The organism is Caulifigura coniformis, from assembly GCF_007745175.1.
GTDB classification, from domain to species: domain Bacteria; phylum Planctomycetota; class Planctomycetia; order Planctomycetales; family Planctomycetaceae; genus Caulifigura; species Caulifigura coniformis.
Window position 1 is genome coordinate 92,636 of record NZ_CP036271.1, and the last position, 24,476, is coordinate 117,111.

The 24,476-nt window shown below is 64.9% G+C and carries 17 protein-coding genes and 1 tRNA gene; 8 read left to right on the forward strand and 10 right to left on the reverse strand.

Features of this window, described 5'->3' with window-relative positions; translation table 11 throughout:
- Positions 1 to 66: 66 nt before the first annotated feature.
- Positions 67 to 3,669: a PAS domain-containing protein gene (locus tag Pan44_RS00455; RefSeq protein ID WP_145026126.1), complete on the reverse strand. Its 3,603-nt coding sequence runs from the start codon at positions 3,667 to 3,669 to the stop codon at positions 67 to 69.
- Positions 3,670 to 3,971: 302 nt separating this feature from the next.
- Between Pan44_RS00455 and Pan44_RS00460 the strand changes: the two genes are divergently transcribed.
- Together Pan44_RS00460 and Pan44_RS00465 are read left to right on the forward strand one after the other, a co-directional pair.
- A complete protein-coding gene (locus Pan44_RS00460; RefSeq protein ID WP_145026130.1) occupies positions 3,972 to 5,363 on the forward strand; it encodes a proline dehydrogenase family protein in 1,392 nt (463 codons plus the stop codon).
- Between the two features lie 36 nt (positions 5,364 to 5,399).
- Entirely contained in the window at positions 5,400 to 5,975 is a 576-nt protein-coding gene (locus tag Pan44_RS00465) for a GrpB family protein (protein ID WP_145026133.1), read from the forward strand.
- 16 nt (positions 5,976 to 5,991) lie between these two features.
- Here the strand turns inward: Pan44_RS00465 and Pan44_RS00470 are convergent, their stop codons facing one another.
- The 3 genes from Pan44_RS00470 to aroF all read right to left on the reverse strand — a co-directional run bounded on the left by Pan44_RS00470 (position 5,992) and on the right by aroF (position 9,488).
- Positions 5,992 to 7,089, reverse strand: a complete 1,098-nt coding sequence (locus Pan44_RS00470) for a S1C family serine protease (protein ID WP_197453720.1) — start codon at positions 7,087 to 7,089, stop codon at positions 5,992 to 5,994.
- A 367-nt stretch (positions 7,090 to 7,456) separates the two neighbouring features.
- Positions 7,457 to 8,329: a UbiA-like polyprenyltransferase gene (locus tag Pan44_RS00475; RefSeq protein ID WP_145026139.1), complete on the reverse strand. Its 873-nt coding sequence runs from the start codon at positions 8,327 to 8,329 to the stop codon at positions 7,457 to 7,459.
- A gap of 142 nt (positions 8,330 to 8,471) precedes the next feature.
- Positions 8,472 to 9,488 (reverse strand): 3-deoxy-7-phosphoheptulonate synthase, encoded by a 1,017-nt coding sequence (gene aroF, locus Pan44_RS00480; RefSeq protein ID WP_145026142.1) that lies wholly within the window; start codon positions 9,486 to 9,488, stop codon positions 8,472 to 8,474.
- Positions 9,489 to 10,198: 710 nt separating this feature from the next.
- On the opposite strand from aroF, the gene Pan44_RS00485 reads away from it, so the two are divergent.
- The 3 genes from Pan44_RS00485 (at position 10,199) to Pan44_RS00495 (ending at position 12,346) form a co-directional block, all read left to right on the forward strand.
- The gene (locus Pan44_RS00485; RefSeq protein ID WP_145026145.1) at positions 10,199 to 11,446 is read left to right on the forward strand and encodes a tetratricopeptide repeat protein; all 1,248 of its coding nucleotides are present in this window, start codon (positions 10,199 to 10,201) and stop codon (positions 11,444 to 11,446) included.
- 181 nt (positions 11,447 to 11,627) lie between these two features.
- A tRNA-Leu gene (locus tag Pan44_RS00490) sits at positions 11,628 to 11,711 on the forward strand.
- Between the two features lie 284 nt (positions 11,712 to 11,995).
- Complete coding sequence (locus Pan44_RS00495) at positions 11,996 to 12,346, forward strand: response regulator (protein ID WP_197453721.1); 351 nt, start codon at positions 11,996 to 11,998, stop codon at positions 12,344 to 12,346.
- A 21-nt stretch (positions 12,347 to 12,367) separates the two neighbouring features.
- Here Pan44_RS00495 and Pan44_RS00500 read toward each other — a convergent pair whose 3' ends face one another.
- The 3 genes from Pan44_RS00500 to Pan44_RS00505 form a co-directional block, all read right to left on the reverse strand.
- Complete coding sequence (locus Pan44_RS00500) at positions 12,368 to 13,246, reverse strand: SGNH/GDSL hydrolase family protein (protein ID WP_197453722.1); 879 nt, start codon at positions 13,244 to 13,246, stop codon at positions 12,368 to 12,370.
- 241 nt (positions 13,247 to 13,487) lie between these two features.
- Complete coding sequence (locus tag Pan44_RS27165; RefSeq protein WP_197453723.1) at positions 13,488 to 14,000, reverse strand: hypothetical protein; 513 nt, start codon at positions 13,998 to 14,000, stop codon at positions 13,488 to 13,490.
- Positions 13,997 to 14,599, reverse strand: coding sequence for an RNA polymerase sigma factor (locus Pan44_RS00505; RefSeq protein WP_145026154.1), 603 nt, complete (start codon positions 14,597 to 14,599; stop codon positions 13,997 to 13,999). Before Pan44_RS00505 ends, Pan44_RS27165 begins: the two co-directional genes overlap by 4 nt.
- 362 nt (positions 14,600 to 14,961) lie before the next feature.
- On the opposite strand from Pan44_RS00505, the gene csrA reads away from it, so the two are divergent.
- Entirely contained in the window at positions 14,962 to 15,165 is a 204-nt protein-coding gene (csrA, locus tag Pan44_RS00510; protein WP_145026157.1) for a carbon storage regulator CsrA, read from the forward strand.
- Between the two features lie 91 nt (positions 15,166 to 15,256).
- Here the strand turns inward: csrA and kdsB are convergent, their stop codons facing one another.
- Genes kdsB through Pan44_RS00525 form a run of 3 tightly spaced genes read right to left on the reverse strand, consistent with a single transcriptional unit; the run spans position 15,257 to position 21,789 of the window.
- The gene (gene kdsB / locus Pan44_RS00515) at positions 15,257 to 16,033 is read right to left on the reverse strand and encodes a 3-deoxy-manno-octulosonate cytidylyltransferase (protein ID WP_145026160.1); all 777 of its coding nucleotides are present in this window, start codon (positions 16,031 to 16,033) and stop codon (positions 15,257 to 15,259) included.
- Positions 16,030 to 16,242, reverse strand: coding sequence for a hypothetical protein (locus tag Pan44_RS00520; protein WP_145026163.1), 213 nt, complete (start codon positions 16,240 to 16,242; stop codon positions 16,030 to 16,032). The genes kdsB and Pan44_RS00520 overlap by 4 nt, the downstream gene beginning before the upstream one ends.
- 42 nt (positions 16,243 to 16,284) lie before the next feature.
- Positions 16,285 to 21,789: a PVC-type heme-binding CxxCH protein gene (locus Pan44_RS00525; protein WP_145026166.1), complete on the reverse strand. Its 5,505-nt coding sequence runs from the start codon at positions 21,787 to 21,789 to the stop codon at positions 16,285 to 16,287.
- Positions 21,790 to 22,104: 315 nt separating this feature from the next.
- Between Pan44_RS00525 and Pan44_RS00530 the strand changes: the two genes are divergently transcribed.
- Together Pan44_RS00530 and Pan44_RS00535 are read left to right on the forward strand one after the other, a co-directional pair.
- Positions 22,105 to 23,514, forward strand: coding sequence for a hypothetical protein (locus Pan44_RS00530; RefSeq protein WP_145026169.1), 1,410 nt, complete (start codon positions 22,105 to 22,107; stop codon positions 23,512 to 23,514).
- Between the two features lie 107 nt (positions 23,515 to 23,621).
- Positions 23,622 to 24,356 (forward strand): carbohydrate-binding family 9-like protein, encoded by a 735-nt coding sequence (locus tag Pan44_RS00535; protein WP_145026171.1) that lies wholly within the window; start codon positions 23,622 to 23,624, stop codon positions 24,354 to 24,356.
- The last annotated feature ends 120 nt before the right edge of the window (positions 24,357 to 24,476 follow it).

Below are 24,476 nucleotides of genomic sequence, written 5' to 3' on the forward strand. Positions count from 1 at the left end.
CGGGCATTCAAAGCCCGCAGGGCCCGCTTCGGGAAGGTGCAGTGCGGAGAAGAGGCAGTGCCGTCTCTATGATTTGGTCGCCTGCAGGCGCTGCCGGAACTGTTCGTTGACCGCATCAAGTTGAGCCAGAACCTGCGCCAACAGCTCGTCGGCCCGCGAGAGGTCGTCTTTCGACGCATCGGCCTCGAGGTCGGCGGCGATGATCGGTTCATGCGCATGCAGCGCCCGGAGGTTCCCCTTGATCGTGTGAGCCAGCCGCCTCACGGTTGCCGCATCCTTCGTGCTGATCGCCGCCTCGAGGTTCTCGACGATCTGCGGGATTTCCGACAGGTGCGCATCGATCACGTCGAGCAGGAGCGACTCGTCGTTCTGCATCGATTTCAGCGCAGCGGTCCAGTCGACCAGCGGCGCGGCGGACGCTTCAGGCTGCCTGTTTTCAGCTGCCTGCAGATGAGTTGAGGCGACATTGAGGGCCGGAAGCTCGCCGGCGGGGAGGGCGGAAGGGAGGACGCGGATGATCGCGTCGTGGAGTTCGCGCGGACGGACCGGCTTGGGGCAATAGCCATCCATCCCGGCCGCGAGGCAGCGTTCCTTGTCCCCCTTCATCGCGTGGGCCGTCATGGCGATGATCGGCAGTCGCTGCGAGGTGTTGGCTTCGAGCTGGCGGATCTGTGCGGTGGCCTCGATTCCATCAAGTTCGGGCATCTGGACGTCCATGAGGACCAGGTCGAAATCGCGGCGGCGGACGGCGGCGACGGCTTCGAGGCCGTTGTTGACGATGGTGAGGTGGTGCCCCCAGCGGGTGAGAAGGCCTTTCGCGAGTTTCTGGTTGGCGAGGCTGTCCTCGGCCAAGAGGACGTTCAGCGGCCTCAGCCGCGGCAGCGTTTCGGGGGCGATGGGGGAAACGGCGGGGCCGCGACGTTCGCCTTCGAGGGCCAGCACGATGGCGTCGAAGAGATCGGACTGTTTCACCGGCTTGATGAGATAGGACTTGATCCCGAGCTCGTCGCAGCGGGTGGCGTCTCCCATCCGGTCGAGTGACGTGAGCATCATCACGAGCGTGCTGCGGATGTCGGAGTCCTGGTGGATGTGGTCGGCGAACGTGAAGCCGTCGACATCCGGCATGCTGGCGTCGGTGATGACGAGGTCGTAGGCCGGGCCCTGGCGCGCGGCCTTTCTCAGCAGTTCGAGCCCCGTCTGGGCATCAGCCACGGTGGTCGGCAGCATGTGCCAGTTGAGGCACATGGCCTCGATGATCCGCCGGTTCGTGGCGTTGTCGTCGACGACCAGGATCCGCAGCCCCGTGAGACGTGAGCTGTCGAGCGGCGGGCTGGCGACGTCATCCGGCGATCCGATCGGCAGGTCGACGACGAAGTGGAACTCGCTTCCTTTCCCCGGGACGCTGTCGACCCAGATTCGCCCTCCCATCTGCTGCACGATTCGCGACGAGATCGCCAGGCCGAGGCCTGTCCCGCCGAACCGCCGCGTGAGCGACATATCGGCCTGCTCGAACGCGCGGAAGATGCGCTGCTGCTGGTCGGGGGTGATGCCGATTCCGGTGTCGCGAACGGTGACATACAGCCGTGCCCGTCCGTCGCTCGGCGGCGCGGCGGAGTCGATCTCGCAGGTGACGACGACTTCGCCCCGTTCGGTGAATTTCACCGCATTGCCGACGAGGTTGATGACGACCTGCCTGAGCCGGAGCGGATCGCCGACGAGCACGCGGGGGACATCCTGCTTGATGTCGCAGGCCAGTTCGAGCCCCTTGACGTGCGCCCGCAGGCCGATGGCTTTCAGGGCGTCGCCGAGCGTTTCCCGCAGGTCGAAGGGAATCTCTTCGAGTTCCAGTCGCCCGGCCTCGATCTTCGAGAAGTCGAGGATGTCGTTGATGATATTGAGCAGCGCGAGGCCCGAATCGCGAACCGTCTGGAGGAAGTCGCGCTGCTCGGGCATGAGGCGCGTTTCGAGAACCAGTTCCGTCATGCCGATGATGGCGTTCATCGGCGTGCGGATCTCGTGGCTCATATTGGCCAGGAACTCGCTTTTCGCGCGGTTGGCCGATTCGGCCGCCTCTTTCGCTTCGGCCAGTGCGCGGAGCGCGTTCTGGCGGACGGTGACGTCCCAGAACATCAGCTGGACGCCGACGATGCTGCCGTCGAGGTCGCGGACCGGAGTCTTCCGCACTTCGAAGAAATTGAACCGCCCGTCGTCGCTGTTCTCTTCGATATCGGCGAACGATTCGCCCGATTCGATCACGCGCTGATCGTCCTGGCGATACTTCTCCGCGAGGTGCCGGGGGAAGAAGTCGTAGTCGGTTTTGCCGATCACCTGGTCGTAGGACTGGCCGTAGAGCTGGCAGGCGCTGGCGTTGGCGTAGGTCACGCGTCCCTCGAGATCCTTGCGGACCACGTAGACGGGGAGGTTGTCGACGAGCGAGTGATACAGCCATTCCGACTTCTGGAGCGCCCGTTCCGACTTCTTCCGTTCGGTGATGTCGTGACAGATGCCGACAAGTCCGATGACTTTGCCGGAAAGGTCCCTGAGCGGAATACGCGTGGAGATCTTCCACTGCGGCGAGCCATCCGGGGCGGTGTACTGTTCTTCCTGCTGGATCAGCGACTGCCCCGTGCTGAGGACCCGGGCGTCGGCGTCCCGGAACAGGTGCGCGATGTTGGGCGCGCAGAAGTCGAATTCCGTGTGCCCGACGACGTCGTCTTCGTGCTTCAGGCCGAATTGCTCGAGGTAGGCCCGGTTGACCGTGATGAGCTCGTAGTTGAGGTCCTTGATGAAGATCAGGTCGGGCAGGTTGTCGATCAGCGTGCGGAGGCGATCCCGCTCCAGCTGCAGCGTCTCGGCCAGCTCGTGGTGCCCCGTGACGTCGTGGGAGATTCCCAGTGTGCCGACGATCTCCCCCTGCTTGCTCCTGAGGGGGACCTTCGTGGCGGACGACCATGTCACGCGGCCGTCCGGCCAGACCAGCCGGTTTTCCTGCCGGAGCACCGGCTCGCCGGTCTCCATGACGCGATGCTCTTCGGCGTTCGCCTTGTCGGCGTGCTCTTTCGGGAAGAAGTCGTAGTCGGTTTTTCCGACGGCTTCGTCGGCCGAACCGAGTCCCGAGCGGATCGCCTTGGCGCTGTTGATCCGCAGGTACCTGCCGTCCCGATCCTTGAAGTAGATGTGATCGGGCATGGCATCCATGAGCCCCTTCAGGAGCGAGGCCTCATGCTCGAGTTCCATCTGCGCCCGGGCGCGGGAGATGGCTTCGGCCTGCAGGTCGTACACGGCCCGGCTGAGCTCGGCCGTGCGTCTGGCGATATTCTCATCCAGCTTTGCATTCAGGTCGCGGAGCCGGCGTTCGACGCGGCGGCGTCGCGAGGCGAGGACGGCCGTCACGACGAGGACGAACTGGGTGAGAATCAGGTTTCCGAGCAGGTCGGACCTGTTGACGACCTGCTGTCCGGGCGACATGGCGAAGTCGATCACGGACAGGACGGAGGCGACGCCGAAGGCGATCCAGGTCCATCGCGATTCCGGCTGGGCCGACGCCAGCAGGACGAGGGCGACGTACAGCAGACTGGCCGTCATCTGGGCAGGAAGCACTGCATCGACGAACGCGATGCCCGCAGTCAGCAGGACCAGGGCGATGACGCGAACGGAGAAAGACGGCATCGAGTGCAGTTCCTTGCGGACGAACGCGAGAGGGGCGCCCGGGTCTGGCTCCCGATCCCGCGCACGGGTCGCTCCCGGAAAAGGCGAATCGCCGCTGGTGGATTCAGCCGGGAGGTTGGAGATCAGTGTTGTCAGGCCGCCCCGCGACCGCAACACTTCAAGACTTGCCACTCGCCCGGAGGGCGTGCGGGGGTCTTCAGCCGCGGCGCCGGATTGCCGCCGCAGATGCTGCCAGCGTCTGCTGACCCATCGAAGTCACCGAGTCCGACGCTGGCAGCGTCGGCAACGATCAGCGGAAACACATGGCGCGGCGTGCGGACCAGGTCACCGGCGAGGAAGCCGAACTCGAAAATCTCACCCAGGAGATCGCCCGCGATCTCTGGAACCAGGTCGAGCGGCGTCGGCCCAGCGTGTTCGAGCGCCGCTGGTGGGACGAGCATATCCTCGAATGGGCGATGGCCGATGAATCGGTCAAAGTCCAGATGTTCCGGTTCGTCGACGTCCTGCCGATGCTCAAGTCGCACGAGACGGTGACCCGGCACCTGCAGGAATACTTCGACGAAGTCCGTTCGAGGCTTCCGTGGGCCGTCCGGATCGGACTGGATGCCAGCCAGCCGAACAGCATCCTGGGGAAGGCGCTGGCTCTCAACGCCCGGAACAACGCCTCGAAGATGGCGGGCCGCTTCATCGCGGGCGAGCGGGTCGATGAGGTGCTGCACAGCGTGAAGAAGCTGCACCAGATGGGCCTGGGCTTCACGCTCGACCTGCTGGGCGAAGCCACGATCTCGGAAAGGGAATCCGACGCCTACCAGAAGCAGTACCTCGACCTGATGGACGGACTCGCGCCGGTGGTGAATCACTGGCCGGCCAATCCTCGCATCGATCGGGCCGATTCGGGGCCGATTCCGCGGGTCAACATGTCGCTGAAGCTCTCGGCGCTGACCAGCCATTTCCGGCCGATCGACCGCCAGGGAACGTCGGAGGCCGTGAAGGAGCGCCTGCGTCCGCTGCTTCGAAAAGCGCGCGAGCATGAGGTGCACCTGCATGTCGACATGGAGCAGTACGCCTTCAAGCGGCTGACGCTCTCGATCTTCAAGGAGGTGCTGATGGAGGACGAGTTCCGCGACCAGGCGGACGTCGGAATCGTCATCCAGTGCTATCAGCCCGAGGCTGATGACGACCTCGCCCAGCTGATCGAATGGGTGAAGGAGCGCGGCACACCGATCACGGTCCGGCTCGTGAAAGGGGCGTACTGGGACTACGAAACGATCAATGCCCGGCAGAAAGGCTGGCCAATCCCGGTCTACCAGGAGAAGTGGCAGTCGGACGCCGCCTTCGAACGTCTGTCTCGCGTGCTGTTCGAAAACTACCAGTGGGTCCGCCCGGCGCTGGGCAGCCACAACCTCCGCAGCCTGTCGCATGGCATCGCGCTGGCGAAGCACCTGGAAGTTCCGCAGTCGGCCTGGGAAATCCAGATGCTGTACGGCATGGCCGACTACCAGGCGCAGATCCTGGCGGAGCAGGGCTACCGGGTCCGGATCTACACGCCGTTCGGCGAGATGCTCCCGGGAATGGCCTACCTCGTGCGGCGGCTGCTGGAGAACACGTCGAACGACTCGTTCCTGCGGCACACGTACGACCGCAGCCTGGAGATCGAGAAGCTTCTCGGCCGCCCGGCCGCCCAGGCGACCTGACCCCCCCGCGAGCGTCCGAAGGCGAGGCCTCGTCGCATGGAACGCATCGTCATCGTCAACCACCAGCCGGGCTGGCGAGCGGCGTTCGAGTCGCTCGGCGGAAGGCTGCGCGCCGCGCTGGGCCGGAAGGCGCTGCGCATCGACCACATCGGCTCGACGTCGGTCCCCGGCCTGGCGGCGAAAGACGTCCTCGACATCCAGGTGACCGTCGCCGGGCTGGAACCGTCGATCGAGGACGCGGTCACCCGCGCCGGGTATCAGCGCGTGCTGCGGATCGACTGCGACCACCGGCCGCCTGGCGGAGTGGACGATCCTGCGGAATGGACGAAGTGGTTCTTCAGGAACTCGCCCGAACTGCGGCGGGTGAATCTGCATGTCCGCATCGCGGGCCGCGCGAACCAGAGATATCCGCTGCTGTTCCGGGACTACCTGCGGGCGCATCGCGATGCGGCCGAGGCCTATGCGCAGGTGAAGCGGGCGCTGGCGGAGCGTCACGCGAGCGATGCGGATGCGTACTACGACGTCAAGGACCCGGTGTGCGACATCATCATGGTCGGCGCGGACGCCTGGGCCGAACGCACGGGTTGGGCGCCGCCGGCCTCGGACTGCTGACGCCGCGCGGCCGCCGTCAGTTCGCCTTGCCCTCGGTCGACACGTTCGTCGAGGGCGCTTTGACCTGCGCCTGCAGCCGTTCGATCGCCTTCTCCACGGCGCTCACCGGCAGCGCGAGCGTCTCCGTCCGTCCGGCGCGGGCGATGTTGATGCCGATGACCCGGCCGTTGAGGTCGAGGAGCGGCCCGCCACATTCATCCGGATCGACGTGGCCGTCATGCGAGAAGACTTCCTCGTAGCCATCGGTCCGTTCGCTCAGTTCGGTTCCCATCCGGTTCTGCTGGGCGAACTGCGACAGGAACACCCCGAACGGATGGGTCAGCGTCACTTTCAACGTCTCGGTCTTTTCTTCACGACGCACTCCGAGCGTCACTTCCTCGCCCGGCTTCATCTGCCTCAGGCGGGTGATCAGCGAAATGCCGTCACGGATTTCGTTGTCGTCGCAGCGGGTGATGAGGTCGCCCGGCTTGAGCCCGGCCGCCTTGGCGCCGCTGTCGTCAAAGACCTGCATGATGCGTGCGGTGCCCCCTTCGCGGTCGAGTTGCACGCCAAGCACGCCCGAGACCTTTTCCGCCGGAATTTTTCGGGACTGCGCGCTGACGATGCCGACTGTCGACACCACGCCGCCGGTCGAGGGGGTGACGACCCAGCGCCCGAGCCGTGGATCGAAGTCCTTCCCCCATTCGGTCGACTTCAATCCGTCGACATCCACTTTCAGCAGTGCAAGGTCGGTCTCGGGATCAGTGGCGACAATGGTCGCATCCGCCAGCTTGCCCCCGGGGAGTAGACACTTCAGCGCGGCAGGAGCACTTGAGTCCTTCGTGGACGCGAGCTGCGCCGGGCGACCTCCGCCCGGTCGCACCTGGCTGAGCTTGGTGAGAACCAGCCCCTTCGGAGAGACGACAACGCCGAGGGCCACCTGCGTTTTGCCCCGGCGGACTTCGACGGTCCACGATCCTGCGGGCGACGCCGTTTCCTTGAAGGCGCTGCGCACGCGCCTGCCCGTCGTCTGTCGTTCGGTCGGGAGATAAAGAACCTGGGCGAACGCGGCCTGACCCGCGAATGCGGCCGTCAGCCCGAAAAGAAGTGCCGTGCAGGCGGACGATCGTCGCATCGCTCCAGGGCCTCTCGATCGGTTCGACACGGGGCCAGTGCGGCGGCCGTATCCAGGCATGCCAGTCTCAGTGGTCGATCAAAGGTCGGGACGCGGAATTATCGGAGGGCGGCCGGTCCGGCACAAGACCGATGCCTGAACCAGGCCGGCCCGCAGGGAATTCCGAGTGAGCGGCCCGCGTTGGAACACGGTCTCCTGACCGCGCCACCCGCCCCGACCGTCCGGTCGTGGTCGACGCTGCCAGCGTCGACGAATTCAGACGCTGGCAGCGTCTGCCACGGGGAGGAAGGGCATCCTTCACAGACAGCACCCTGGCCCCGTTCTTCTTGGTCTTCATGCCCTCGACCCGCCCCCAGGGAGGTCGAACCTACGTCCAGAACTTCGAAATCCAGATGTCCAGGACCCCCACGGCGAGAAGGCCCAGGCTGATGACGGCGTTCACGTTGAAGAACGCGACGTTGACGCGGCTGAGGTCGTCCGGGCGGACCAACAGATGCTCGTAGACGAGCAGGAGGGCGACGGCGATCACGCCGAGCAGGAACAGCGGGCCGAGATGGGCGACCCACCACAGCGCCGCCAGACAGGCGATGGCCAGTGCGTGACTCAGGGCGGCCAGCCGGAGCGACGATTTCACGCCGAGGCGCGAGGGAATGCTGAACAGCCCTTTCTCACGGTCGAAATCGGCGTCCTGCGTCGCGTAAATGATGTCGAACCCGCCGACCCAGAAGAAGACGACTCCGGCCAGCACGATCGGGGGCCAGGCGATCGAGCCCGTAATCGCCAGCCAGGCGGCAATCGGGGCGAGCATCAGCGCGGCGCTCAGCCAGTAGTGGCAGAACGACGTGAATCGTTTGGCGTAGGAATAGCCGAGCAGGAACCCGAGCACTGGGCCGGCCAGATACAGCGGCCAGCGGTTCGGAAGGAACAGGAGGGTCGACAGGATGAACGCGCCGGAGCAGAGCGCGATGAAGGCGATGACCGCCCGGGTGCTGAGGAGTCCGGCCGGGAGATGGCGTCCGACGGTCCGCGGATTCGCCGCATCGATGTCGCGGTCGACGAACCGGTTGAACGCCATGGCGGACGACCGCGCGAAGACCATGCAGAGGACAATCCCCAGGAGATCCTGCGAGCGGAACGGGGTGTCGCGCCACGCCAGCACGGCAGAAAGCAGCGCAAACGGCAGCGCAAACACCGTGTGGCTGAAGCGGATCAGTCCCAGGAATCGTTCAACGGTCGACATTCGCAGTTCGTTTGCAGCAGAGTGCCACGGCCGTATCGGCCATGCGGTTCCAGGCGGCGGATCAGACGTCCGCCGCCCCCCCTTGTCACGAGCATCGGGAAGATCGCACGGCTCACAGAGCCGTGGCACGACAACTCCGTCATCAATCCATGGTGAATCCTAATGCGTGGGCGACGCGTCGGCATTCCACCAGAGCTTCAGCGAACACCTCGGGCGAAATCGTCTGCGAAGCGTCGCTGATGGCCTCTTTCGGATCGGGATGGACTTCGACGATCAGTCCATCGGCGCCGCAGGCGACGGCCGCGCGGCACATCGGCGGGACGAGCGACGCGATGCCCGTGCCGTGGCTGGGATCGATGACGACCGGCAGATGGGTCTTCTGCTTCAGGTACGGGACGCTCGCGAGGGGAAGCGTGAAGCGGGTGTGCGTTTCGAACGTGCGGATGCCGCGTTCGCAGAGCATCACCTGCTGGTTCCCCTGGTCGAGGATGTACTCGGCGGCGAGAAGGAACTCTTCCATGGTGGAGCTGAGCCCGCGCTTGAGCAGCACCGGCGTGCGCGTTTCGCCGACGGCCTGGAGCAGGTGGTAGTTCTGCATGTTGCGGGCGCCGACCTGCAGCACATCCGCGTACTTCACCACGGTTTCCACGTGGTGCGGCGTCATCACTTCCGTCACGACCGCAAGTCCGGTGACGTCGCGGGCCGCGGCCAGGAGCTTCAGGCCTTCTTCCTTCATCCCCTGGAACGCGTAGGGGCTGGTCCGCGGCTTGTAGGCTCCGCCGCGGAGCGCCTTCGCCCCGGCCTCTTTCACTTTCTTCGCGGCGAGGATGATCTGCTCTTCGCTTTCGACGGAGCACGGACCGGCGATCACGCCGATGTGTCCGCCGCCGACGACGAGGTCGCGGACTTTGACGACGGTGGCATCCGGCTTGGTCTCGCGGCTGGCGACCTTGTAGGGGGCGAGAATCGGAACGAGCCGTTCCACTTCTTCACACGACTCGAACGACTCCTTCTTGACGTTGCGGTCGTCGCCGATGGCGGCGATGACCGTCAATTCGGTGCCGACGATGACGTGGGCCTTGAGCCCCATCGATTCGACGCGCTGGACCATCCGCTGGACCATTTCCTGCGTGGCCCCTTTTTTCATCACCAGAATCATGTCAGCACCTGTCGGGGTTCGGCTTTGGGCCGTGATCAGCGGTCTCCTGAGGGGAAAACCCGTCGGAACGCCGCCTGGAAAACAAAAAAGGCCCTGAAATCCGTTCGGGATTTCAGGGCCTTGGAAGTCTGGGAGTGCTTATGCAGCCTCACCCGTTTCCTGCCCGGAAACCCCGGTCGGATACCAAAACCCAAAACCATAAAACCGGCCGTGAAGGACGGCGGGTCGATCGGTCAGGTGCTGGTGGGTGGTGTGCATGAATTTGGGCGTCGATCTTGGACGACGCGCAATCAACCTACGCGCCTGTCCCGGCGGCGTCAATGGAAAAGATCGGCCGGCACGAGGGAGGAACCCCGGCTTTTGTCCCCCGATTCCTGTCCCGTCGCATCCTCCGCGGGTCGGCGGTTGAACGGGATTCGGAGCCGGATTCCGGGCTCGCACTGGGTTGTGCCCGCCCAGTCCCCGCATTTTCTCCTGATCGGTCGGACGTTTTCGGAGTCGGCGTCGTGGACGGACCGGAAGGCTGCCTGCCCTTGCCGATCTTTCAAACCAGCCTCTTGAAACCGCCACCTGTTCGGGGGCTATAATTTCGGGTGTTGAAGCTGCGTCGGGGTTCTGCACCTCCGCAGCCGGTCGTTGGCGGCGACCGACTGTCCGTCGCGAGACTGGAAGTCTCGTAGTTCATGCACAGGGCTGGAGGTATTCCGATCATGCTGGCCCGTCGCCTACTTGTCGCCGCCGCCCTGACGCTGGCCGCGTCATCTTCCGCATCCGCACAGATCGTGGGGCATTCGCCCGGTCCGCGCACCCGCTTCGAATGGAACACCAACCGCCCGTACAGCGGCGGATGGAACTACAGCGGCGGCCGCGGAGGGGGCATCTCGATCGGAATCGGGGTGGGCGTTCCCTTCGGATACAACTACTACGCACCGTATGCGGCGTACGGCGGACCGGTGATCGTTCCGCCGTATGGCTACGGGTACGGCTACTCGGCGTTCCCGCCGTCAACGGCCGGATACGGCTATGTCCCGGGCCCCGTTTTTACGGCTCCCTTTCCGCCGCAGATCATTCCGCCGCCGAATCCGCTCGACCCGGTTGATGAGCTGGAAGCCCGCTTCAACGAGCGCAACCGCGAACAGCCGATTCCGCTCGCCGATCGACTTCCGGTCCTCAAGCCGTCGACGCCGGAACAGCAGCAGCGCAGCCTGCGCCACATGGCGACGGCCGACCAGCAGTTCAAGATGGGGCACTACGCCGGGGCGGCGCTCGAATATCGCCGGGCGATTGCGGACGCAGAAGACCTTCCGGACAACTACTTCGGGCTCGGTATCTGTCTCGCCGCGCAGCGGCGGTACAGCGACGCGGTGCAGCAGTGGAAGTACGGCCTGACGCTCGATCCCACCTGGCCGAGCCGGGGCGAATCGCTCGCCGCGCTGTTCGGCGAAGCCAACCAGTTCGAGAAGCAGTCGCTGTTGAACCGGGTCTCCGAATACGTGCGGCTCGATCCGCGCGATCCTGAGCGCATCTTCCTGCTGGGGGTGCTGGTCCATTTCGATGGTGATCGGACGAACGCCCGCACGCTGTTTGAGAGCGCTACGCGGGTGGCGGGGAACGAACCGTGGCTGACGGCCTTCCTGTCGGCCGATTCGAACCAGAACATCGCGAACGTGCCGGGCAACGCCGCACCGGCGCCTGGCACGGTTCCGCCCGGAAAGTCGGTTCCTCCCGCGGTCGATCCCAACGCTGGCGGCAGCACGATCCCGGCGCCCCCCCCGGCGAACGTCAATCGATCGCGGACGAACGCCCCATCCAACTCCCTGCCTCCGGCTTCGCTGAATCCGCAGGACGCACAGCCGATTCCAAGGCGGCAGGATGCGTCCCCTCCGCCGGCGGACGACACCGGGCCTCCCGAGAAATTCCCCGCACTGCAGGCTCCCAAGCCGCCGACGGACATCTAGGTCCAGGGCGGGGGTGTTGGACCGGGCAGGCCGCATTCTCCGGCTGATCCGCGTGGCAATCCGCGGTCTTCCAGGGTTGCCTGCCCGGCGGCCCTCTGCGTACACTGCTCGCCGCTCAGAAATCGCAGCCCGATTCGATCTGAACCGGCGCGGCGATTTTTGTGTCAATGAGCAAGTGCCCGCCCAAGTGGCGGAACTGGCAGACGCGCTAGCTTCAGGAGCTAGTGGGTTCACACCCGTGGAGGTTCGAGTCCTCTCTTGGGCACTTGGTTCAGGTTTCCAAAAGGCCGCTCCGACGAGCGGCCTTTTCTTGTTTGAAGGCTTCATTCAGCACGTTCCCGGCGTGCCGCTCTCGCCAACGCCGCCCCGCACACGTCGGGCGCGCGACACCCATCGCGGGTCTCAGGGGAATTCGGGGCTAGGCCGCCCGCAACCTGAGCGTATTCTCAGGTTTGGCGCGAGTGATGGTCTGGTCCGTCCGCCTGCACGCTGGTTGCGACCGAATGGCGATGAGGTGTTGGTGTGGTTGCAGAGGGACGGCGCTGCCGGGTGCTCCTGGTTGAAGATGATCTCGATGCGGTGCGGCTGTTCCGCAGGCTGCTCCAGGTCTGCGGATTCGAAGTCGAAGCGGTCGAGAACGGCCTGGACGCGGTACCGGCCGCCGAGCGTTTTCACCCGGACTGCGTCGTCTCCGACATCTGTCTGCCGGGACTGAATGGCTACGAGGTCGCCCAGCATTTCCGGACGCACCCGGAGTTCCAGCGGATTCCACTGGTGGCGCTGACGGCGTATGGGACGCGCGATCTGAGCGAGCAGGCCGGCTTCGATCGCCATCTCGAGAAGCCGGCCCAGATCTGGAACCTCGTCGGAGTGCTCAGGCAGGTGGTCGCCGGGACATAAGCCGCGGCGACAGAGCGGTGGTCATCGGGGCGGGAGGACGGTTTCCATCACGAGCCGGGCCATTTCGTCATGGCCTTTCTGCGACAGGTGAATTCCGTCGACGGTATTTCCGTCGCCACCGAGGACGGCGGCCATGATCCGCCGCGAGACGAGGCGGCAGCCTTCATGTCGCTTCGCGATGCGGCGCTGAATCGCTCCCCATTCAAACCGGAACGGCGGCAGGGGAAGCTCGAACAAGACGACCTGCGTTCCCTTGGTGGACGCAGTGCTTACGAGTTCCTCCAGCGCTTCTTCGAACTTCCCGGGAGTGGTGGGCCCCAGCAGGTCGTTTCCCCCGATCAGGATGAGCACGATGGCGTCCGAGGTGTCGACGCTGGCGACCTGCCGGAGCGCCGTTGCGGCGGTGGCGCCGATGCCGGCGTTGTTCGTCACGCGCCAGCCGTGTGCGGCGATGAGTTCGGGCCACGCTGTAAGTTTCGGATCGGTTTCCGCGGCCGAGAGGGAATCGCCGAGAACGATGATCGGGAGAGTCGCCGTCTCGGCGGGGAGCCGCGTTGAAGCGGCGACGTACTCGCTCCAGAGAACTCCGGCCGCGACCGCCGTGAACATCAGGGCGCCGGCGCGGGCTGACCGCGGGCCGGGCCGACCGTTCGACTGCATCACCAGCGCCGCCAGCAGCGGGAGGAGGCTGATGCCGAGGGCCGCCCAGACCGCTCTCGGCAGCGGGGTCGTCGAGAGAACGACAAAGGCGGCCCCGAGGAAAACGAGCAGGCGCAGCGTGCGCATGCGCCAGCGGGATCGCTTCGACGTCAGGACAATCAGGGCGTATGCGACGAACAGCATCACGAGCCCGGACACCAGCGAGTTGCCGGAGGCGAAGTGCATCGCGAATGAGAGCATTCGTGAGGGTCCGTGAGGAGGGCGAGGATCGAGCCGATCCACGGATGCAGACTCCGGACTGCCGCTCGACGCCTCCTCCTCGAATACGTTCGACGAAAGCGTGACGTTGGGTTCCGTTGTGGTTGCGCGTTCTTCGTATGAGAGAGGCCGCGCCTCGTCTCCGGGGCCGGGAAGGGGGGCGCGTCGTGACGGCGGATCTGTCAGTTCGTCACTGCGAGCCCGGCGGATCCGGGGCGGAGTTTTACAGCGAGCCGCCCAGTGCAGAGGCTGGACGCAGGAGCGGGGGCGACATGCCCATGCCACCTGAGGGATGGCAGGCGATGCAGGCCATGGCAACGGGGAGGGAATGGCGCTCCATCCACTTCGAAGCCTCGGGAGATTTTCTCGGGCAGCGGGCGATCTCGCCGTCGGCATGGTCTCCGCGGCCGCTCAACTGGATCGCGGCGAGGCAGCAGGCGGCTCCGGCGAGCGCGGCGCCGAGGAGGGCGAGGCCTCTTCGGACTGGAGAGTGGGCAATCGACGTTCGGCTGGCCCTGCGACTCAGCCTCGCGGCGGAGCGGCGCGCGACGGCGGTTGCCGTTGCTGCGGCGACCGGCGCAGTGTCGCCGGCCGGCTCGCGGAAGAGCGCGATCGCGGGGGCGAGGGTCTCCGCCATGGCGCGGCAGCGGCTGCAACCGGCCAGATGCGCGGCGAGGGCCGGATCGCCGGCGCGGCCGGGAGCGGTGAGTTGATCGAAGGCGTCGTCACAGGTCATGTCACATCGTCCTTCAGGACTGCAGGCGCAGCGGTGACGTATTCCGCGGCCTCGTCCCGTCTCAGTTGTTCCGACAGGGCGGTCAGCCCTTTGCGAACGCGGACCTTCGCGCCGCTCACACTCGAGTTCATCGTCGCGGCAATCTCATCGAACGACAGCTCTGCGAAAAATCGCAATCGAAGCGCGTCGGCCTGCGCTGCGGGAAGCCGGGCCAGCTGGAGGCGGAGCAGTCGCGCCTGCTCGTCCCGTACGAGGTCATCGATGGCCGTGTCGTCAGGCCGGGGGCGATTCGCCATTGCGGCGGCCCAGGCGGTGTGCAGCCGTTCGCGGGAGCGTTGTCCGCGGCGAAACCGTCGGCAGAGATTGAGGAGAATCGTCCAGATCCAGGTGCTGACGGCGAACCGCGCGTCGTAGCTGGCGCTGGCCGCGTAGACGGCTGCGAACGTTTCCTGAACGAGGTCTTCCGCGAGGGCCGCATCGCCCGTAGAGCGGACGGCGAACCGCAGGAGTCGGGGTCGGTAGCGGTCGACAAGCTCGGCGAACGCGGGGTCGTCGCCGCGCTGGATCGAGGCCAGAAGATCGCCGTCCGACAGCGTCATGAAATGGATCTGGAGCAAAAATCCGGGAATAGGCCGCGATTCCGGGGCGGGGACCGGCGTCGCCGGAACCGACCGTGTGAATTGATTGTAAAGATAATCTGCTGACAGGCTTAAGGCAATTCGCGGTGGGACGGGGCTTGGGCAAGGGGGGTGTCTCGGGCGTCCCAAGGGGTTTGATGAGCCGATCTTAGGAATTATTCACCGAAATCAAGAATTGACGACGAGAACGGGCTTCGTAGAATCGTCAAGGGTAAAAGTTGGAAACGGGCATCGGTAGAGGATCACCACAGCCGGCGGTTCATCCCAGGAAACCCTCCCGCGAGCGGAATGATGCCGATCGCACCTCCGGCCAGGAGTTGACCATGTTGGTCTTGTCGAGGAAGAAGAACGAGAGCATCGTGATTGACGATCGGATCGTCATCACGGTGGTGGAAATCCGTGGGGACAAGGTGCGTCTGGGCATCCAGGCTCCCCGTGATGTTCCGGTCCACCGCCAGGAAGTTTACGAAGCGCTCCAGAAGGATGCGGAGCAGCCTCCGATCGAATCGCCGTCCTCCGTGACGTGATCGATTCTCGAGCTCAACATCTCGCTCGCCCCGGCTGAGAACAGCCGGGGCGTTTTCGTTTCCAGGCGCACGTTTCCCGGCGAGCTGCTGCTTACGTCGCCCGATGGCGTTCCACGAAGGCCAGGTAGTCGGCCGAGGTGTCGATGCCTCGCGACGCATGCTTCGCCTGCACGACGAGGATGGAGGCTCCCGCTTCCAGAGCACGCAGCTGCTCGAGCTTTTCCAGTTGTTCGAGCCGTGACGGAGGAAGCTGAGTGAGCGCCAGCAGGAACTCGGGCTTGTAGGCATAGATGCCCATGTGCAGCAGCCAGGGAGACTGCAGGCCGCTGCGTCCGGCGTCGCGCAGTTCGGCGAGGAGATCGGCGGGCTCGCCGTCGCGGAAGCAGGGGATCGGCAGCCGGCTGAAATAGAGGGCGCGTCCATCGGCGGCGCAGACCACTTTCACGCAGGCGCGGTCCTCGAGGATGACGGCGCTCGTGATGGGAGTCGCCAGGGTGGACATCTCGATTTCCGGCCGCGCCTTCATCGCCGCGACCAGCTTGTCGATCGCGGCGGGATCCATCTCGGGCTCATCCCCCTGCAGGTTGACGACCAGATCGGCATCGGAGCAGGATCGCTTCACGACTTCGGCGATCCGGTCGGATCCGCTGGGGTGGTCGCCGGTCATCTCGGCCTTCGCGCCGAAGCCGCGGCAGATGGCGGCGATTTCCTCGCTGTCGGTCGCGATGACGACTTCATCAAGCGACGACGCCTTCTTTGCCGCCTCCCAGGAATACTGGATCAGCGGCTTGCCCGTTTCTGCGAGGAGCAGCTTCCGCGGAAGGCGGGTGGACTGCAGCCGGGCGGGGATGATTCCGTAGGTCTTCAAGGGGACTCCTCCGTGAGTGATGGGTGGGCTGGGCGGCGACTGGCAAGCGCGAGGCGCGCGACGATCGCTGCGACCGTCATTCCTGCCAGGCCGATGGCGACGATCAACAGTGGTCCCTGCAGCAGGCCAGCATTGGCCAGCATCCAGCCAACCAGAAACAGGCTGACCGCCAGCTGCAGGAGGACAAGTATGATCGAAAAAAGGCGCACCAGACCTCCGCGTGCATCGTGTTCCCTGCGCAAGGCGAACAACTACTTCCGCGTCTGCAGGAACACAAACGAACCCTTCTTGTTGGAGATCGCGATGTCCAGCAGGCCGTCGCCGTTGATGTCGCCGACGTCGAACTGAGTGCCGACGCCTGAGTCTTCATCGATCTCGTGCTTGATCCATTTCGGGAAGGTCTTCGTGACGGTGCGACCGTCGACCATTTCCGTTGCCTGCTCCCGTTTCAACTCGAACCAACGAAGGACGGCCGGTTCGTGACCGCCGGGGCCGTTGCCGCTGTGGGAATGCCAGCGCTTGCCGGTGATGAAGTCGGGCAGTCCATCGCCGTTGAGATCGGCCAGGACGACCGCGTGGGTCTCACTGAAAGACTTGTCGATTTCGTGAGTCTGCCACGCGATCTCGCCGTCGTCGGCCTGGCCTTTGTTCTCGTGCCACCAGATGCCGTAGTCGTGGGCGCTGGCGGAGAGGATGTCGTTGTCGCCATCGCCGTCGAAGTCGTAGACGGACATCTGGGAGCAGGCCTTTCCGAACGGGGCCTCGTGGAACTTCCACGGGGCGTCGGCGGCGTCGGCCGGCTGCTCCCACCAGCCCTGGATGATGCAGACATCTTTCCGGCCGTCGCCGTTGATGTCGCCCAGGCCGAGGCCGTGTGAAAAGCGATCGGTTCCAGGGACTCCCGGCTGCGAGATGGGGGAGAGTTTCCAGACGGCCTCGGGAAACGACTTGGGATAAGCGAAGCCCATGGTTTTGGCTCCGTAGCCGATCAGCAGTTCGCGACGTCCGTCCCCTTCGACGTCGACATACTGCGGACTTTCGTTGTTGGTCACCGGCGTGATCTCATGTTTCTTCCAGATCGGTCCGAAAAGAGGGTCGTCAGCGGGCTCGCGACCGCCGCTCGCCTTGCCGGGGTTTTCGAACCACCAGGTCTGCTTGCCGGGAAAGTCGACGACGATCAGGTCGAGCCGGCCGTCGTTGTTGAGGTCTTCGGCCCAGTTCATGAACGACTGGCTGTAGACGTTGGTCGCGAACTCGACGGGCTTTTCGAGGATGACTTTCGTCGTCCACTTCGATTGGCCGCTGGCGTCCTTCGACTGGAAATAGATCTGCGAGCCGGCGGCGATGTCGCGCAGGCCGTCGTTGTCGAAATCGGCGATGCAGACGCCTTCGGAGCGGAAGACGTGGTCGAGGACGGTCTTCTCGAAGTCGATTTTCCCGGTGGCTGCTCCATCCGTTCCTGCGGCTGCGGCGTTGGCCATGACGACGACTTCCGAAACGCCGCCGGGTGGCTGAACACGTTCTTTCGCCGGGTTGGGTTCGAGCAGCGTGACCTTCAGGTTGCGGAAGCGGACTTCCGTCGGACCGCCCGAGTGAAGCTGGAGTGCGAGGACGCCGCTGCGGGCCGCGGCCGGGTCATCGCGATCGACGCAGAGTTCGCCGTTGATGAACGTCCGCACGCGACTGCCGACGGCGACGATCTCGTAGCGGTTCCATTCGCCTTTCTTTGCGTGTCGCTCGGCATCATTGTTCTCAAGCAGTCCGCGGGCCGATTCCTCGTAGAGCTTGCCCCACCAGCCGGCTCCGATGTCGGCCTGGTATCCCCGCATTTCACCGTTCGGCAGGGGGACGCTGCGCAGCTGGATGCCGCTGTTCCCCTGATTGCCGACAAGCTTCACGTCGCACTCGAAGCGGAAATCGCTGAGCGAATACTGGCTGACGAGGAATTCGTTGCGTTTGAGTCCGTTCGATTTTCCGACGACCTCGCTGTTTTCGACGGTCCAGGAGAGGCCGGCCGGGGGCTGACGTCCCTCGCCGGTTGCGATCTGCTCGGTGAGTGAGAACCAGTTGGTGAGGTCCTGTCCGTTGAAGAAGCCGGTGATGTTGGCGGGGGTCGCCTGAATGGGGGTCTGTCCCGGCCCCTGGAGATAGGCGGCGAGCGCCACGACTTCCGCTTCGGAGAGATTCTTCAGGAGGTCGTCGGGCATCATCGACTGATCACTGTCCTTGCGCTGGTCGACGTCGTCCTTGGGGAAGGTGATCAGTTCGTTCGCAGTCTGGACGGTGTAGAGCGGTCCGTTTTCATCCTTGATGATGCCGGTGACGACGCGGCCATCCGCCAAGGCGAAGACGGTCGGCCGGTATTCCTTGGCCATGACCGAACTCGGGTCGACGATGTTCGACAGCAGGTATTCCGTGTTGGCCCGGTTGGAGCCGGTGAGGTCGGGGCCGACCTTGCCGCCGGTTCCGAACAGCGTGTGACACTGCTGGCAGGTTTTCGCGAAGACGGCCCGGCCGTGCTCGCGGTCTTTCGGCGGTCCGTTGTCTTTGGTGAGGAGGGCGGTGTACTTCGCCTGGAGTGCGGCGCGATCTGCCGGGGTTTCGCGGACGACGCCCCAGACCTGTTCGAGCTGGGTCCGCAGTTCGTCGTTGTTGAGGTTTCGCAGCTGGCGGACGAGCTCGGCGGAGAGTTCCGTCCGGGCGATGGCGTTCGACTGCACGGCCGACAGCAGGCGGCTGGCATACGAAGGCCGCGCGGCGAGTGTGTTGAGCGCATCGCGGCGTTCGTCGGGGGTGAGTGCGGCGTAGGCGGCCACGAGCTGGTCGGCCGCTTCCGTGTTCTCATCGCTGGCGATCGCGCGAATGGCTTCGCGCCGCAGTGCGGCGTCGAGCAACAGCGGCTTGATGACGCTGGCGAGTTGTTTGTCCTTTCCTTCGACGAGGAAGCGGAAGGCGATCCGCCGGACGTCGACGGGGAGCGAGGCATCGGCGACGGAGGACCGGAGGGCATCGGCCGCAGTTGCGTTCTGGTAGCGCATGGAGGCGGCCTGGGCTTCCACGCGGACCAGCGGATCGGCGTCGTGTCCGAATTTCTCGGCGAGCGTCGCCAGTGTGGGGTTGGCCGTCAGTTCACTCCGCCCGCGGAGGGCGCCGTTGATTCCACGGAGGAACATCAGGCGGGTCGGGGAATCCTTCGCGGATTCGAGGCCTTTTGCGAGGAGTTCGAGGGTCGTGGCGGGGTCGCCGCTGCCGAGGCGGCGGACCATCAGTTCCTGCAGCCTGGGGATGCTCGCACCGGCGGAGATGGCGAGTGCGAGGGCCCGCTGCGGATCGGCATCCGCAAGCGGCTCCATGGCGTACCAGTACATCAGGGGGAGGTTGTGGTCGCTGGCGTCTTCGGAGTGGGAGGTGAGGCCGGCGAGGATGTCCCAGCGTTTGTCGAGCGGCAACCGCTGGCAGAGTGAGGCCAGATAAAGCCGGACCACGGGCGACGGATCGTCACCCGCGAGCTTTGCCAACTGCTTGACCAGCTCCGCCGGAACGAGACTCGCGACGTCCGGCTGGTTCCCGAGCGTCTGCAGGTACCAGGATCGAATCCAGGCCGAGGAGTTCGTGAGGAAACCGGCATTCGCCGGGTCCTGCGGAAGCGCTGCACCGAGGATGGCGAACATCCAGAAGGCTCGCAGGCGGCCGGTTTCATTCGCCTCGCCGCCGTTCACCTGCTTCGAAAGGAACTGGAACGCTTCATCCAGCTGGGCATTCATCGCGGCGTCACGCCGGCCCTCGGCCCGCTCCTGCAGGATGCGCTGCGCGTGCCGCGAGTACCAGAGGTTGGAATGGTTGTAGAGCTTCGCCAGTTCCAGAGAGGTCATCTTCTGCAGATCGACTTTCACCGGCTTCGTATTGTTATAGACGACCCGGTAGATGCGGCCGTTGGTGCGGTCGTGGGCTCCCTCTTCCGGTCGGTGGCACTGATTCGCGTCGTACCAGTCGATCATCCAGACCTGGCCATCCGGGCCGTACTGGAGGGCGATCATCTGTGACCACTTGTCGCCCGTCAGCAGGAAGTCGGGATTGCGATCTCCGACGAAGCCGGAGCCCTGTTGTTTCAGCACGTCGACATTCACGCGGTTGCCGTGGATGTTGTGCATGAACAGCTTGCCGCGGTACTCGTTCGGCCAGCTTCCGCCCTGATAGATCATGGCCCCGGCGTGCGCATGTCCGCCGCCGAGATCGTCGCTGCGGGCGCGGTCCTTGACGTTCCACTGATTGCCGACGTAGTGACGGTGCTTCGCGATCGTCTTGATGTCGTCGTAGGTGTGGGGATTGAAGTGCTGGCCGGCCTGCCGGTGGTAACGGCCGCCCTGAATCAGGTGGTAGAGGTGCGGGATGACGCAGGCCGTGGCGAACGCCTGGCCGTGCTCGTCGAAGTCGATCCCCCAGGGGTTGCTGGTTCCTTCGGAGAAGACTTCGAACTGATGGCGGACGGGGTGATAGCGCCAGATGCCGGCATTGATCCGGGTGCGGTCCTTCTCCGCAGTGCCCGGCTTGCCGACGACGGAATGCGTGAAGACGCCGTGGCAGCCATACAGCCAGCCATCGGGCCCCCAGGTGAAGGAGTTCAGCGTTTCGTGGGTGTCTTCGTAGTGCCAGCCATCGAGGAGGACGACCGCGCCGTTGGGGACGTCGCCGTTGGGCTGGGCATCCTGGGGAGCGCCGGGCTCGAGGCCATCGGGGATGTCGTTGCCGTTCTTGTCAGCAATGAACATCAGGTAAGGCGCCGCCCCGATCCAGACGCCTCCGAAACCGACTTCAATTCCGCTGACGAGATTGAGCTTCTCGATGAACACGGTCCGCTTGTCGAGGGTGCCATCGAGGTCGGTGTCTTCGAAGATCAGGACGCGGTCCTTCCCTTTCCCTTCCTCTTCCCGTTTCGGGTAGGAGTGGGCTTCGACGACCCACAACCGGCCCCGATCGTCGATGCACATGGCGACAGGCTGGGCGATGTCGGGCTCGGCAGCGGCGACCTGCACGCTGAAGCCGGGAGGAACCTGCATGACCTTCGCGGCTTCCGCTGCGGTGACGCCTTCATACGGATAGACCTCCGTGACGCTGACGAGGGCCGTGGGCCTGAGTTCGGTCTGCTTGAACTTCGGCCGGGTGGTGTGGAAGCGGAAGTCGTCGAAGTTCACGTGGCCCCAGCCGCCGGAGATTCTGTCGACGAGCCGGATGAAGATCTTTCGTCCCATCAGCGACGATGTGTCGACGATGACGGGCCGCATCTCTTCGGCATCCGGCCCGGAGACTTTGAAGAAGACGCTTTCTGCGCCGTTCCTCCCGGGAATGACGATCTCGACCCGTGTTTCCGCAAACTTTCCGCCGCCGACGAGGAAGCTGCACCAGGGATGGGTGACGAGGAACGGGACCGATGAGAGCGTGCCCTGGCCCTTGTCGCCGCTGATCTCGTAGCCGCCGATCCAGTAGTCGCCCGTCGGGAGGGCGCGTTTGGGCTGGGCCGCCCCGCGGACGGTATCGAGGTCGCCTTTGACGGGCTGCTTGTCCCAGGCGTTGCCGGTGGCGGTCCAGTCGGTGAGGTCGCCCTTCTCGAAATTGAGGTTGAGGATGCGGCCGTCCTCGCCGAGCGCCTGGAAGCCGGCGTGTTCCGGCTCGTTGATCGGATTGGCGCCGAAGGCGGCGAGCCCGGGGAGGAGGAGGGCCAGGACCAGCAGGGAGCGCACAACAGGGGTTCGTGACATGTCTGGTCGCACGGCGTGGAGTGAGAACCTGGGGACACGCAGCAGAAACGAAATCGCATCGTACACGGGGGCGGGAGTGCTTTCAGGTCATTCGGGCTGCGGCGATTCTGTCGGGGATCACGGTTGCGCACGCCGTCGATCGCCAGTGCGCACGGCAAGGAGCCGCGCCGAGGACTGGCGGAGCCGTGTGCCGAGGCCGCACGACGTGGCCCAATCGCAGGAAAGCCCGCTCTCCAGAAAGTTCCTTCCGCCAGAACGCCAAACGTGTGGCAGATTTAAGGATCGTGCCGGTGCGCTGCCTTTCCGCCTCAAACCATGCCCAACGAAACGTTCCTCGATCGCCGCTGGTTCGCCGCCGCCGTCCTCACGGCGTTCGTCGCGCTCGTTTACTGGCCAGTGGCCGGATTCGAGTTTCTGAACTGGGACGATCCGTGGTACGTCGTCGACAACCCGCTCGTCAAAAGCTGGGCCCCGGCGAACCTGGTGGCGGTGGCCACGGAGCCGTGCTCGAAGAATTTCGCCCCGGTCACGATTTTCACGCTGCTGGTCGAGCACACGGCCTTCGGACTGTGGGCGGGCGGTTATCACATCGTCAACGCCCTGATCCACGCTCTGAACGCGGTGCTGGTGCTCGTGCTGGTACGGCAGGTCACGAAATCCGGTTTTGCCGCATGGCTGGCAGCGATCCTGTTCGCCGTCCATCCGATCCAGATTGAGACCGTCGCCTGGATCTCGTCGCTGAAGTCGCTGCTGGCGGCGACGGGCATGCTCGTCTCGCTGATCTACTGGCTGAGGCCGGAGCGGACCGGTCGCGACGAGGCGATCGGGCTGGGATGGCTCGTGTTCGCGCTGCTGGCGAAGGCCTCGGCGGTGGTGGTCCCCGGGATCGTGTTGCTGTACGACATCCTCGTGCACCGCCGGAAATGGTCGGACGCGATGGCGCGGCAGGTGTTACCGGGACTCGTCTGCCTGATGGCGCTGTTCCTCAACATGCACGCCCAGAATCAGATCTGGGGCGGGACACGGGAACACTTCGACTGGGGCCGCGGGAGAATCCTGGCCGTCGACAGCGTGATCGTCTGGCGGTACTTGCGAGTGCTGGCCGCCCCATTTGACCTGAGCGTCATGTATGACGTGGACGGCTCGAATCCGTGGCCGGCGGCGGCGGTGGCGACGGCCGCCTGGGGTCTTGTCACCTGGCTCGTGTGGCGCGTCCGTGATTCCCGGCCGGTTGTCGCCTGGGCCTACGCGACGTGGTGGCTGCTGCTGTTTCCGGTGCTGAACATTTTTCCGATTACCACGTTGATGAACGACCGGTACCTGTACCTGCCGTGCGTGCTGGTGTTTGCCGGAGTGGGCGTGCTGGTGGAAGCGGCCCTGTGGCGAATCCTGGCGATGCGTTCGCCAGGATTGGGGGTGCGAACGACGGTCGCGGTGAGCACGGGCCTGTTTGCGGCGGCGGTCATGTCGTACTCCGCGATGTCGATGCGGTATGTCCAGGCGTGGCGGAACCCGACGACGCTGTGGACGCACGCCCTGGTGCACAGCCCTGAGCTGCCGGTCGTCCGCATTCAATGGGCCCTGACGCTGCATGATCGCGGCGAAACGCAGCGGGCCTGCGAAGTGCTGGAAGAGGTCATGGCGGGCTCGCGGGCCGATGAAGGGGACCGCCGGCGGATTGCCCGCCTGCTCGGCGAATGGCGTCCGGACGGATCGGCCAGCTGATTCGCCGGCCCGGGTCAGGCGGTGTTCCTGCTCCGGTGTTGTGGCCCGACCGAGCCGTGGCCCGTTACGATTCTCCGGCTGCTGTCCGTTCACCGGGAGAATCGCCCATGCGTGCTCGCGTCACGTTTCTGGCTTCCGTTGCATCGCTCGTTCTCGGGCTGTTCGTGAACGATGCGCAGGCCGCCGAGCCCGAGCGGCCGGTGATGACGGTGAAAGCGACGAAGGATTTCGAGGTCACCGGCGCAGGAAAGGCGAAGGCGTGGGACACGGTCGCCTGGACGCCGCTTTCGATCCGGCCTGAGGCGGCGCACGACTACAAGACTCAGGTGAAGATGCTCTATTCGGAGACCGGTCTTTATCTCTTGATGGATGGAACCGATTCGAAGCTCACGGCCAGTTTCACGAAGGACCTGGAGCATCTGTGGACGGAAGACGTGTACGAAGCCTTCTTCTGGCCGGACGAGAAGCTGCCGCTGTACTTCGAATATGAGATCTCTCCGCTGAACTACGAGTTGCCGATCCTCGTTCCGAACGTGGACGGCAAGTTCATGGGCTGGACTCCGTGGATGTACGACGGCGGCCGGAAAACGCGGAAGGCGATCCACATCACCGGCGGGAAGGCGGAGTCGGGCGCCGAGATCCAGGGCTGGCGGGCGGAGGTGTTCTTTCCGTACGAGCTGCTGAGGCCGCTGGGCAATGTTCCGCCAAAGCCGGGGTCCCGCTGGCGGGCCAATTTCTACCGGATGGATTACGACGGTGGAAAACGGACGCAGTGGGACTGGTCGCGCGTCGGCCCGAGTTTCCACGAGTTCGAGAAGTTCGGAACGCTCGTCTTCGAGTGACGGCAGTCGACTGACTCGGGCCGGAGCGATCGGGAGGCCTGGGCGGTGGAGGATCGCATGTTGACTTTCTTCAACATCGATTCTTGCCATGCGTCGTGGCCGGTTTTAGCTTCGTGATAC

Coding starts and splice junctions, on each gene's coding strand:
- Pan44_RS00455 (WP_145026126.1), bottom strand. CDS start 3,669: ATGCCGTCTTTCTCCGTTCGCGTCATCGCCCTGGTCCTGCTGACTGCG.
- Pan44_RS00525 (WP_145026166.1), bottom strand. CDS start 21,789: ATGTCACGAACCCCTGTTGTGCGCTCCCTGCTGGTCCTGGCCCTCCTC.
- Pan44_RS00485 (WP_145026145.1), top strand. CDS start 10,199: ATGCTGGCCCGTCGCCTACTTGTCGCCGCCGCCCTGACGCTGGCCGCG.
- Pan44_RS00535 (WP_145026171.1), top strand. CDS start 23,622: ATGCGTGCTCGCGTCACGTTTCTGGCTTCCGTTGCATCGCTCGTTCTC.
- Pan44_RS00460 (WP_145026130.1), top strand. CDS start 3,972: ATGGCGCGGCGTGCGGACCAGGTCACCGGCGAGGAAGCCGAACTCGAA.
- Pan44_RS00500 (WP_197453722.1), bottom strand. CDS start 13,246: ATGCTCTCATTCGCGATGCACTTCGCCTCCGGCAACTCGCTGGTGTCC.
- csrA (WP_145026157.1), top strand. CDS start 14,962: ATGTTGGTCTTGTCGAGGAAGAAGAACGAGAGCATCGTGATTGACGAT.
- Pan44_RS00505 (WP_145026154.1), bottom strand. CDS start 14,599: ATGACGCTGTCGGACGGCGATCTTCTGGCCTCGATCCAGCGCGGCGAC.
- Pan44_RS00475 (WP_145026139.1), bottom strand. CDS start 8,329: ATGTCGACCGTTGAACGATTCCTGGGACTGATCCGCTTCAGCCACACG.
- aroF (WP_145026142.1), bottom strand. CDS start 9,488: ATGATTCTGGTGATGAAAAAAGGGGCCACGCAGGAAATGGTCCAGCGG.
- Pan44_RS27165 (WP_197453723.1), bottom strand. CDS start 14,000: ATGACCTGTGACGACGCCTTCGATCAACTCACCGCTCCCGGCCGCGCC.
- Pan44_RS00530 (WP_145026169.1), top strand. CDS start 22,105: ATGCCCAACGAAACGTTCCTCGATCGCCGCTGGTTCGCCGCCGCCGTC.
- Pan44_RS00465 (WP_145026133.1), top strand. CDS start 5,400: ATGGAACGCATCGTCATCGTCAACCACCAGCCGGGCTGGCGAGCGGCG.
- Pan44_RS00470 (WP_197453720.1), bottom strand. CDS start 7,089: ATGCGACGATCGTCCGCCTGCACGGCACTTCTTTTCGGGCTGACGGCC.